Annotated in this window: 11 protein-coding genes and 1 tRNA gene; all 12 read left to right on the plus strand. The window is 40.0% G+C overall.

Annotated features, from left to right (window positions below):
• The first annotated feature begins 249 nt into the window (after positions 1-249).
• The 12 genes from putP (at position 250) to KO525_RS18630 (ending at position 11,149) form a co-directional block, all read left to right on the plus strand.
• Entirely contained in the window at positions 250-1,737 is a 1,488-nt protein-coding gene (gene putP, locus KO525_RS18575; protein WP_215965333.1) for a sodium/proline symporter PutP, read from the plus strand.
• Between the two features lie 105 nt (positions 1,738-1,842).
• Entirely contained in the window at positions 1,843-2,322 is a 480-nt protein-coding gene (locus tag KO525_RS18580) for a MarR family winged helix-turn-helix transcriptional regulator (protein WP_215965334.1), read from the plus strand.
• Positions 2,323-2,885: 563 nt separating this feature from the next.
• On the plus strand, positions 2,886-3,983 hold the full coding sequence (gene proB, locus KO525_RS18585) for a glutamate 5-kinase (protein ID WP_215965335.1): 1,098 nt from the start codon (positions 2,886-2,888) through the stop codon (positions 3,981-3,983).
• Entirely contained in the window at positions 3,983-5,239 is a 1,257-nt protein-coding gene (locus KO525_RS18590; RefSeq protein ID WP_215965336.1) for a glutamate-5-semialdehyde dehydrogenase, read from the plus strand. Before proB ends, KO525_RS18590 begins: the two co-directional genes overlap by 1 nt.
• Before the next feature lies 1 nt (position 5,240).
• Positions 5,241-6,125: a pyrroline-5-carboxylate reductase gene (locus KO525_RS18595; RefSeq protein ID WP_215965337.1), complete on the plus strand. Its 885-nt coding sequence runs from the start codon at positions 5,241-5,243 to the stop codon at positions 6,123-6,125.
• 284 nt (positions 6,126-6,409) lie between these two features.
• On the plus strand, positions 6,410-7,606 hold the full coding sequence (locus KO525_RS18600; RefSeq protein WP_215965338.1) for an NAD(P)/FAD-dependent oxidoreductase: 1,197 nt from the start codon (positions 6,410-6,412) through the stop codon (positions 7,604-7,606).
• 52 nt (positions 7,607-7,658) lie between these two features.
• Entirely contained in the window at positions 7,659-7,913 is a 255-nt protein-coding gene (locus KO525_RS18605) for a hypothetical protein (protein WP_215965339.1), read from the plus strand.
• 147 nt (positions 7,914-8,060) lie between these two features.
• Entirely contained in the window at positions 8,061-8,612 is a 552-nt protein-coding gene (locus KO525_RS18610) for a CAP domain-containing protein (protein WP_215965340.1), read from the plus strand.
• A gap of 142 nt (positions 8,613-8,754) precedes the next feature.
• Complete coding sequence (locus KO525_RS18615) at positions 8,755-8,973, plus strand: DUF6500 family protein (protein ID WP_215965341.1); 219 nt, start codon at positions 8,755-8,757, stop codon at positions 8,971-8,973.
• Between the two features lie 89 nt (positions 8,974-9,062).
• The gene (locus tag KO525_RS18620) at positions 9,063-9,446 is read left to right on the plus strand and encodes a VOC family protein (protein ID WP_215965342.1); all 384 of its coding nucleotides are present in this window, start codon (positions 9,063-9,065) and stop codon (positions 9,444-9,446) included.
• A 224-nt stretch (positions 9,447-9,670) separates the two neighbouring features.
• Positions 9,671-9,746 (plus strand) — tRNA-Arg (locus KO525_RS18625).
• A gap of 152 nt (positions 9,747-9,898) precedes the next feature.
• Positions 9,899-11,149, plus strand: coding sequence for an integrase domain-containing protein (locus tag KO525_RS18630; protein WP_215965343.1), 1,251 nt, complete (start codon positions 9,899-9,901; stop codon positions 11,147-11,149).
• The last annotated feature ends 174 nt before the right edge of the window (positions 11,150-11,323 follow it).

The following is an 11,323-nucleotide window of genomic DNA, read 5'->3' on the forward strand; positions in this document are numbered from 1 at the left end:
GTTTACTGGTAAGCGATTAAGTAGAGCACCGGATTATATTGGGTATCTTTGTTTTTGGTTGATTATAGGTGTTTATGTGGTGCCCACTATGGCTTTTAGAGGTTTGTGCAGTGCTGTCAATTATTTGGACAGGCTTACACAAAAGTGGTTATATGGTTAAATTAATTCGTAGACGAATTAATTATTGATTGCGCCAGAGAGAATGTTTATACATTCTTTCTTTGTATTTAACACACGATGAAGTTGATTATGTCGATAGATTATTCAGTTGTTTCTATAGTTTTATATTTTGTATTATTAATCGCAATAGGCTTTTATGCCATGCGTCAATCCACATCTAATAACAGTGAATATTTATTAGGGGGCAGACAAGTTGGCCCGAACGTCACTGCTTTGTCCGCAGGTGCGTCTGATATGAGTGGCTGGATGTTGTTAGGATTACCTGGCGCAGCTTACACCACTGGCATTGGCAGTATTTGGTTGGCTATTGGTTTGGTGATAGGTGCTTATGTTAATTATCTCATTGTTGCACCAAAACTGCGGGTTTACACTGAGCTTGCTAATGATTCTTTAACCATTCCTGAATTTATGTCTCGTCGATTTATGAAAGACAAAAGTCACCTGCGACTTATCGCGAGCGTTGTTATCATCCTATTCTTTACCGTATATACGGCGTCTGGCCTTGTTGCCGGCGGCAAGTTATTCTCCTCAGCATTTGCGACATCTTATTCATTTGGGGTTTTTGCAACGGTAGGAATTGTAGTCGCATATACTGTTATGGGCGGATTTTTGGCTGTGAGCTTAACCGACTTTGTACAGGGGGTTATTATGCTCATTGCCCTCATTGCAGTGCCATACGTTGCATTTATCTCAATTGATACAGTGGCACAGTCAACGAGTTTTGGTTCTCAGTTTTGGGAGTTGTTAACCAAAGAGGCCAATTTCGAAATTGTTGCCTCCATTAGTTTATTTACCTGGGGGCTTGGTTACTTTGGGCAACCACACATTATCGTTCGATTTATGGCGATAAGCAGTCACAAAAAATTACCACAGGCTCGAAGAGTTGGTATAAATTGGATGATCGTATCTATTATCGGGGCGTTATTAACCGGTATTGTCGGTGCTGCGTATATTAAATCTGTTGGTACACAATTGAGTGACCCTGAAACGATATTCATTCATTTGTCGCAAATTTTGTTTCATCCTTTAGTTGCTGGCTGGTTATTAGCAGCAATTTTAGCGGCGATTATGAGTACGATTTCCTCACAGCTTTTAGTGTCATCCAGTTCGCTTGTTGAAGATCTTTATAAAGTTTACTTTTCAGAAAACGTAAGTCCTGAAAAATCACTAATTATCAGCCGTGCTTGTGTAGTGGTTGTTGCTGCTTTAGCGTCACTTATTGCACTTGCTGAATTAGGCGGTGTACTTAAATTGGTCTCTAGTGCTTGGGCAGGTTTTGGTGCCGCATTTGGTCCAGTTATTCTATTCAGTTTATGGTGGAAGCAATTAACTGAACAAGGCGCAATTGCAGGCGTATTAGCAGGTGCTATTACTGTATTTATTTGGGGTTATATTCCATTGTTACCAAATGGACTAACATTGAGCTCTGAGTTTTATGAACTGTTACCAGCATTTTTAATAAGTTCCTTGGTTATTGTGATTGTAAGTAAACGCACACAAGTACCATGTGAAAAGACAACTGAGTTATTTGAGCTAACTAAAAATTCATTAAGTTAGTGGTCAAATAATTTGAATAATAAATAATTGCTAGTGGATTCTATGTTGCCAACATTTGTGAAGCAGAGTAGAGTTCGGCATTTTTAAGATTACGGCGGGTGTACATTGGAAAAATATGAAGAGTTGTTAGTCGCAATTCGGCAAATTATCCGCGCAATTGATTTGCGTTCTAAGAAGTTAAGTAAAGCAGTTGGGATCACCGGCCCACAACTGTTGGTTTTGCAGGAAGTTTCGGCTTTACCAGGACTGACATCAAAGCAGGTATCGGACAGCATTAACTTATCTCAAGCAACGGTAACGAGTATTTTAGACCGTTTAGAGTCAAAGGAGTTATTGGTGCGTAAACGCGATAGTGAAGACCGCCGAAAAGTTTCTTTATATTTGACCGACCTGGGCGTGGAAACATTAAAAGATGCGCCACGTGCAATGGAAGATACGTTTATTGAAAAGTTTGAAAACATTGAGCCTTGGGAGCAGACATTGTTGTTATCAAGCGTTCAGCGAGTTGCAAGTATGATGAACGCAGGTGAACTCGATGCAGCACCAATTCTTAATCTAGGTGAAATTCACGCACCTAAAGATTGATTGCATTGCAGTATTAAAGAACAAAACCGCTCTAACTAGAGCGGTTTTTTTGTATTTACCCATTAATGTCGGTTACTCGAGTCGTCACAGCAACTGTACTCAATATTAGTTGAGGCGGGGTTAGGCACATAATTTTACTACAATCAATTAGTTTTGCTAAGCGCAAGAAACCAGCATGGTTTTAGCAATACTCTTTCCGCTGACTGCAATGCCCAGTAGCTATCATCTTTATCCTAAGCTTAAATATCGCGACCTTACCTAAAACATATTCTGTTGTTTAATACGTCCAAACTGCAAAAACGAAATGGATTGGCTCATCAGGGTTGTAGTGGAAGATAAAATGTTTCCTGTAAAAGCGTAAACACCAGTGTTTCTTGTTTATAATATTAGTTTACGAAATATATATATCGAATGAAAATAAACCGCCATAACATTATATAGCCTTGTTTTCGGAGCTTTTAGGGGGCTATAGATAAGGTGCTAAAAGTAATTTCAGGTTGATTAAAAATTAATAGTTAGTATACTAAACATAAGTTCACTAAATATATTTTTGGAGTTTTGTTTTGTTTTCTAGTTTTAAACGAGTTGTATTGAAAGTGGGTAGTGCATTGATAGCGCCGAGTGGAAGTGGATGTAGCCCTCACAAATTATTTCCTATCGCTCAGTTTATAATTGATTGTCGCCAACGAGGCATAGAGGTTGTTTTAGTTTCCTCTGGGTCTATTGCGGCAGGAAAACGACATTTTCCTAAAATTGATAGTGCTGATGTGTCTATCACAATGAAAAAAGCAATGGCCGCAGCGGGTCAAGCTGAAATGGTTTCAACGTGGGATAAGTTGTTTGATTTTGCGACTTGTCAAATTCTGCTGACGCATGGTGACTTACGAGACCCTGAACGTTATGCAAGTGTGTCGTCAACCATCGACGAAACCCTAAAACACGGTATTTTACCAATCGTAAATGAGAACGATACTATTACCACTGATAAGCTAAAAGTTGGCGACAACGATAACTTAGCGGCTATGGTTTCAGCGGCGGTTGGCGCAGATGCACTAATCTTATGTACCGACGTTGACGGTTTATATTCCGCAAATCCAAAAGACAACCCAGATGCCAAACACATCCCAGAGGTCCGTTCTATCACTGACAGTTTACGCAATTTAGATATGCGTACGACTAACTCAGTTGGTACTGGTGGTATGGCAACAAAAGTTCAAGCGGCAGAGAAAGCCATTGCAAACGGCATTGCGACTTACATTATTCACGGTGAACAAGCGGATTCATTTCCTGCACTGTTACGGAACGAAAACCCTGGAACAATCTTCTTTCCATCAAAAAGTCCAATCAACGACAAAGATCATTGGCTCAGATACACCACACGCGCCCAGGGCGAGCTTGTTGTAAATAAGGCTGGTGAAAAAACAGTAATCGACGGTTTACTTAGTTTATCAAGCGAGCAATTGCTTGAAGTAAATGGTGACTTTAATACCGGTGATACTGTTGTTATTAAATCTGAAGATGGAAAATCTCTCGCGAAAGCAATCACAAATTGCAGTAGTTGTTTAATGTCCTACCTAACAGAACAGGAGGATTCGTCGTCGCTAAACCATTTAGATTCTGTATATGAAAGCGACCAAATGACACTGCTTAAGGAAGTTTAATGAACAATATAGAGACTATGGCTCGAAACGCTAAACGCGCATCAAAAGTATTAATGTTGACGCCAGAAGACGTAAAAAATCGTCTTATTTTGGAAGTGGCGGCAAGAATTAGCAGTAATAAAGACATGATTTTACAAGCCAACTTTGTCGATGTTATTGGCGCTAAAGAAAAAGGCGTTGATGATGCATTTATCGACCGGCTGACACTAACCGAAGATCGCCTAGATGAGCTATGCAGTAATCTAGTTACGCTAACTAAACTGGACGATCCAGTCGGTAAAACTGAACACTTTTCTACTCGTCCAAACGGGCTTGAAGTGACAAAGATGAGCGTGCCGCTTGGTGTGATCTGTATGATTTACGAAGCACGTCCTAATGTTACCGTAGAAGCCGCGTTAATGTGTTTAAAAGCGGGTAATGCCGCTATCTTGAAAGGTGGCAAAGAAGCCAAGAACACCAATTTAGCATTTGCTGGGATCATTCGTTTAACACTCGCTGAGTTTGCACTACCAGAGAACCTTGTTACTTTGGTTGAGTCCACGGACCGCGAAGACCTGTTAACATTGATGAAACAAAAAGATTCAATCGATTTGGTTATCCCTCGTGGTGGCGAAGGCTTAGTTAAGTTTGTGTCCGAACATAGCCTAATCCCTGTTATTCAACATTTCAAAGGTGTGTGCCATTTATATGTCGACAAATATGCTGACTTTGATAAAGCGATTAACATTCTGATTAATGGTAAAACCCAGCGCACAGGGGTGTGTAATGCCCTTGAATGTTTATTGGTTCATAAAGACATTGCAGACGACTTTTTACCTGTTGCAGCCCGAGTTTTAGAATCACATGGCGTAAAAGTAAATACCTGTGAAAGTGCTCATAAGTTCTTTTTGAGCCCAACTTTGTTAACGCCAGACAGCTTTGGCCAAGAATACTTGCGTAAAGAAATCGCCATACGTACCGTACCGTCGTTAATTGAAGCTATCACGCACATTGACCAATTCGGCAGCAACCACACAGAAGTGATCATTACCGAAGATAAAGACCGCGCTAATACGTTTATTAAAACAGTAGATGCGTCAGTCTGTATGGTTAATGCGTCATCGCGTTTTTCCGATGGCAGTCAGTTAGGTTTAGGTGCAGAAATTGGTATTGCAACCACTAAACTCCATGCTTATGGCCCGATGGGGATAGAATCTCTAGTGACCCAAAAGTTTGTTGTTTCTGGCGAAGGTCAAGTGCGAGGTACTGGCGTTTAGTATGGTATTTGATAGAAACTTCGCGACCAAACGCATAGGGTTTATCGGAGCCGGAAAAATGGCAAAAGCAATGATCCAAGGCTTTCTAAAGTCAGGTGTCGTTGCCAATCAAATTATTGCTTCGACCCGCACGGTTGAGTCTAAAGTGCGAGTCGAAAAAGAATTTGGGATAGCTGCTACCACGTGTAATAACGAAGTAGCGAGCCTATCTGATGTTATCTTTATTTGCGTAAAACCAACGAACGTACAAAACGCATGTGATGACATTGTTGCGGGATTAACGTATCAAGAGCTACAGACCAAAATCGTGATTTCTGCTGCCGCTGGTGTACCTAGGGTTTTAGTTAGTGATTGGCTACAAAACCTTCCAACGACATTTACTATGATGCCAAACCTCCCTGTCTCTGTTAATGAAGGGGCTATAGCACTTTATGGCAGCAAGATAAAACAACATTTTTTGACCGAAGTAACCCAGTTGTTGTCAAAACTTGGAAAAGTTTATCAAGTCGAAAGTGAAGTTGAACTCGCTTATATGGTTGGGATTGCAGGCAGTGCACCTGCTTATTATTACGCTATGGTGGAGGCAATAGAGCAGGCCGCTAAACACTACGCCTTAACTAATGTAAACGTAAGTGAAGTCGTGAGGCAAACGACACGCGGCACGCTTACCTTATTGGCAGAACAAGCATTTGATGCAAGTTATCTAAAGGATATGGTTGCCTCGCCAGGAGGGACAACTCGAGAAGCGCTTAATGTGATAGAAGAACAAAACATTGGTGATTCTTTACATGACGCTATGGAAGCCGCTGTGCTCAAAACGATGAAGCAACTGTCATATCACCTAAGCCAGTCGAATAAGCCTAAGGTGGCAACAGAGCCTTGTTAAACACATTCTTCGTATGCTGTTGTGACTAGCCCAATCTTATTTGATTGGGCTTTTGTATTTTAGGTTTCCGCACAATTGCCATTTGTCTAAAGTATCCATACTTAAAAGTCCCACAAATCCAACTATTCCCGCAATTAAGACAATGTCAAAAACTTAACTTGTAACGATTTATTGCTAAGGCTTGTTATACCCCGAATGACAGCTATTATGACGGGGATAAACAATACAAATAAGCGCGTTGTTTGCTCTCAATTTCAGTAGAATAATTTATGCCGAGGAATGAAATGGATATCGCAATTTTAGGCGGAGGTATCGGTGGAATTAGTGCTGCAATTTCGCTCAAACAAGCCGGGTTTAATCCGACAATATATGAACGTCACCAAAGCATTTCTGAAATGGGGGCTGGCATAGTCTGTTGGCCAAACGCGATCTTTGTTTTAGAAACACTGGGAGTTTTACAAAAGATTGAAATGTTTGGCGGCAAGATAACCGCAATGTCTCGTTTTTCTTCATCAGGCGAACCGCTTGGTAGCTTGGATGTTAGCCAGCTTAATAAACACATGACATTGCCAAGTTATTCAATTTTGCGTCGTGATTTAATGTTAATTCTCACCGAGCGTGCGCAAGAACTTAACATATCAATTCGATATGCCCACCAAGTTACAGCAATTGCAAGTCAGCCCAGTGGCTTTAAAACTCAAATTACCTTTGATAATGGCATGGTCATAAAGCCCGACCTTATTATAGGCGCTGAAGGGCGAATGAACTCTCCGGCTAGGCAATTTGTGACAGGAAACAATACGCCGGTATTTCAAAAGTTTATCAATTGGATTGGCGTTTATAGGGGAAATCAGCCTCTATTTGACCAAATGCAGGTGCTTGATTTTTGGGGCTGCGGCCAGCGCTTTGGTATCGTGCCTATTAATGATAAGTCTGCCTATTGGGCTGGTGGCGCATTTGTAAGTGACCTTAGAAATATAAAAACAGAGCCAGAGTTATTCAAGCAAGAGCTTGCCAATCATTTTAGTGATTGGCCTACGCCAATTTTAACCTTGATAAACGAAACGCCTGTAACAAGTATTAACAAAATTTATGTGCATGATCACGATCCTATATCGACTTGGTACAAAACAAATGTGGTACTGTTAGGTGATGCGGCTCATGCACCTTTACCAACATCTGGACAAGGTGCTTGCCAGGCTTTAGAAGACGTTTGGCATTTAACTAAATGCTTGAAGGCTTCCCCAAACGACATAACTTTTGCGTTTAGGCAGTATAACGATATTCGTAGAACAAAAACGGCGGGGATAATTGAAACCGGTCGTCAACTCGCTAGGTCTATATTTAACCCTAATGAGGCTTATTGTCAGCAACGTAACCTTGTGAGTAAACAAACTGATTATAACGCAGTAGCTCAAGGGATGGCTAAAGGCTGGGCGAGTGGATTACCAATTGGTGATGTATCAAACCGTGTCAGCTAAGTCGTTTACGGCGAGTTCATATTAAATAAATTAAGTGATTAAAGAATATATTATGGGAATAAAATTTTGGTTTAAACGTGCGGCAATGGTTTTTAGTATTGTGTCGATGTTGCTGTTATTGGTCGAACTAGCTAAAGGGCATGTTTTTGAGCAGGCAATACTTTTTGCGTTAACATGGGGGGCTGTCTCCACGGCAATTTTTATTGGAACTCGGCTGTATTACACGCGAAAAGGTGTGCATTGTGAATTGTGTAATGACCTGCCAACAAAGCCTGCTGAAGGTGGAATATATTCAAATGATATATAACAAGTGGTTGGCGTCTAGGTTATCGGGTGAAGATCCGTGTTTTTAGGTCAATTATTTAATACAACTAATCGTTTTAATAGAGTAATCCTAAGCTGGCTCACCGCATTGTCCAAGCCCGTTCGGTTAATAACTCAAGTTTTACTTTTCTTGACGTTTATTACAAGTCTTCAACTTCAATCTAAACCGGTTGAAGATTGTGGTAACAATGAAAAAGCGCAACAACTCTATACCCTGATTGTAAATGACAAGGATCAAAACAGAACTCGTATTCGTTGTAATCCACTTCTTACCAGATTGGCGATGGAAAAAGCGAAAAAGATGCAGGAATTTGGACTTGTTCAGCATAATCTTGGTGGCAGCCCAAACGCACATTTATCCAATGGCGGTTATCAACTGCCGGACTATTACGGCGTGCAGTTCCATGCAAATCAGGTAGAGGCTGTAGCCGGTGGATACGAAACCGCGGCGCAAGTTTGGGAAGCATTTAAAAATTCATCGGCCCACCGAAGTCATTTATTAGGTGAACATCAGTTTTATCTAGAGCAAGACGAGATTGGTGTTGGCTTTATTCGCGAATGGCACTCGCCGCACGTGGAATATTGGGTAGTCTATTTAACTAAGGGATATAGCCCAAATCAGTCTATATTTGACGGCCGAGATGATTTACCTAATAAAAGTAACTTGGTTATTCAAAAGTAAATATGCAAAATAGAATTGCATGCCAATGACGCTATTGAGTCGTATTACGCGATAAGCATTATCACAAATAGGTAACTGCAATTATTCTCAATTCGTCTTGAACATAAAAATAAAACAATTAATAAAAGAGCCAAAGCAGTATATGAACGAAACCCTAAGAGCCAAAATAATTGATGTTTGTGATACTAAAATTAGCCAAAAGGGCGACAACGTGGGGTTATCATTCTACGCGTTTTTTGCTAATAAAAATGACAACCCAGAATTGTTAATGGAAGCTGCAACTTGGTGGATCCAAACCCATAAACTTGATCACTTTGTGAAAGCTCGGATCATAAAAAAAATGGTCTTAGATGGACTTTAAAAAAATTAAGAGAGTTGGCACTCACTCACCTACTACGATAGTAAATATTAATGTTTATTTCGTAAATCTAAACATCAAAGAGTTTAAAAATGTTAAAGCGTATCCACCATGTTGCCATTATTTGCAGTGACTACGACAAGTCCAAGACCTTTTATAATAAAGTTTTAGGATTGGATATCATTGCTGAAAACTATCGAGAAGAACGACAATCTTACAAACTAGATTTAGCGTTACCAGATGGGGGGCAAATTGAATTGTTTTCGTTTTCAAATCGACCTGAACGTCCAAGTTTTCCAGAGGCTCAAGGTTTGCGTCATCTGGCTTTTTTTGTTGATGATTTAGATGCTGTTGTACAAGAACTGGAAGACAAAGGCATACCAGTTGAAGCAATACGGGTTGACGAGTTTACGGGCAAAAGGTTTACCTTCTTCCAAGATCCAGACAAACTGCCTTTAGAGTTATACGAAGCGTGATGCTATTTTTTAGAATAAGAGTGATGACAAATTATTCTCCCAAGTTTATTACATGGGAATGGTAAACCTATAGCGTGTCATCTCCTTTTTTCTGCAGATTGGTTACCGATAAACCAATATCCGTCAATTTTGCAACGTGAATGATAAAGCAAACTAAAACATCAACTTATATTTTCAACAAAAGCCTTTTACTCAAGTCATATTTGGATATAATTCCCCACAACGTCCCCATAGTTTAACTGGATAAAACAAGAACCTCCTAAGTTTTAGATCTGCGTTCGAGTCGCGGTGGGGACGCCAACTTTCCTTTCTAACCAATTCAAACAAATTCAAACCCCTTAGTATTATTGACGTATAGCGTTTTATCGTGTTCAATTGGGTTCAGTCTCATTCATATTTTTAGTGGTACTCTTAGTAGTACTCCCAAAAATACAAAAAACTGGTACTACTAAATGGCTAAAAAAGTTATCCCTCTTACCAATACGCAAGTTAAACAGGCAAAGCCAAAAGACAAGCAGTATAAATTGTCTGATGGTGACGGCTTACAGTTAAGAGTTAAGCCAAGCGGTTCTAAAACGTGGCTATTGGATTATTATCATCCCTATACTAAAAAACGTCAGTCTATGAGCTTTGGAAGTTATCCAGAAGTTTCCTTAAGTGCGGCTAGGGGGATGCGAGCAAATGCGAAAGAATTATTAAGCCAACAAATTGATCCAAAAGCCCACAGAGATGAAACAACCGAAACCGAAAAAAGTAAGCACTTAAACACATTGGAAAATGTCGCTAATCAGTGGCTTGATACAATTAAAGACGAAGTTACACCAAAGTACGCTGAAAAAGTGATTAGAACATTGGAAATCCATGTATTTAATCAACTGGGTAAATATCCAGTACATACACTCACAGCAACAAAGGTAATTGATGTTTTTAGTCCATTAGTAACAACCGGTAAATTTGTAATTATTAAGCGGTGCTGCCAATTATTAAATCGGGTTATGAATTTTGCCGTTAATACCGGAATGGTTGATCACAATAGGCTTTCTCAAATTGGTGATGCGTTTAAATCTCCCAAGGGTTCAAACATGGCAACTTTAAAGCCGGATGAACTCCCAGAACTAATGAAAGCAATCCATAGTAGTGATCTTAATTTAATAACTCGATATTGCTTAGAGTGGCAGTTACACACAATGGTTAGGCCAAGCGAGGCGGCTAAGGCAACATGGGAAGAAATCGACTTTAGCAATGGGTTGTGGGTTATATCCGGTGAACGAATGAAAATGAAAAAAGACCATGTGGTACCGTTATCATCATACTGTTTAAAACTATTGGAGCAGTTAAAACTGGTAAGTGGGCATCGAGTTTATTTATTCCCGTCAAAAATTGATTCTAAAACGCACGTAAACACAGAAACGACTAACAAAGCTCTTAGGCGAATAGGCTTTCAAGGCCGTTTGGTCGCTCATGGCTTGCGTTCGTTAGCTAGTACAACATTAAATGAACAAGGTTTTGATCCTGATGTCATCGAATCCGCATTAGCTCACACTGACAAAAACTCAGTAAGACGCGCATATAATCACGCTGATTACTTAGAACGCAGACGGCCTGTTATGGAGTGGTGGAGCAATCATATCTACGAGGCATCATATGGCAACATGAGTTTAGCAGCTGGTGGCGCTAAAGGTTTAAAAGTTGTTGGTGGTTAGGTTTTATTAATCGGTAATAAATACATTGAGGCGATAGCATGAAAAAAATAATTAATGAAGTTGCGGGATCTAGGTCGGGCGTATGGGTCGGTAATGCCAGTGGTGAAGAAATTTTGGAAAACCATAAGAAATTTATTTCTAACATAGGTCATTGTGAATCAAAGAGTGAATCAA

It is taken from the genome of Psychrosphaera sp. B3R10 (assembly GCF_018861025.1).
GTDB classification, from domain to species: Bacteria; Pseudomonadota; Gammaproteobacteria; order Enterobacterales; family Alteromonadaceae; genus Psychrosphaera; species Psychrosphaera algicola.

Excerpts from the sequence above, each read along its gene's own strand:
- putP (WP_215965333.1), top strand. The coding sequence starts at position 250 with ATGTCGATAGATTATTCAGTTGTTTCTATAGTTTTATATTTTGTATTA.
- KO525_RS18630 (WP_215965343.1), top strand. The coding sequence starts at position 9,899 with ATGGCTAAAAAAGTTATCCCTCTTACCAATACGCAAGTTAAACAGGCA.
- KO525_RS18590 (WP_215965336.1), top strand. The coding sequence starts at position 3,983 with ATGAACAATATAGAGACTATGGCTCGAAACGCTAAACGCGCATCAAAA.
- KO525_RS18605 (WP_215965339.1), top strand. The coding sequence starts at position 7,659 with ATGGGAATAAAATTTTGGTTTAAACGTGCGGCAATGGTTTTTAGTATT.
- KO525_RS18620 (WP_215965342.1), top strand. The coding sequence starts at position 9,063 with ATGTTAAAGCGTATCCACCATGTTGCCATTATTTGCAGTGACTACGAC.
- KO525_RS18600 (WP_215965338.1), top strand. The coding sequence starts at position 6,410 with ATGGATATCGCAATTTTAGGCGGAGGTATCGGTGGAATTAGTGCTGCA.
- KO525_RS18595 (WP_215965337.1), top strand. The coding sequence starts at position 5,241 with ATGGTATTTGATAGAAACTTCGCGACCAAACGCATAGGGTTTATCGGA.
- KO525_RS18615 (WP_215965341.1), top strand. The coding sequence starts at position 8,755 with ATGAACGAAACCCTAAGAGCCAAAATAATTGATGTTTGTGATACTAAA.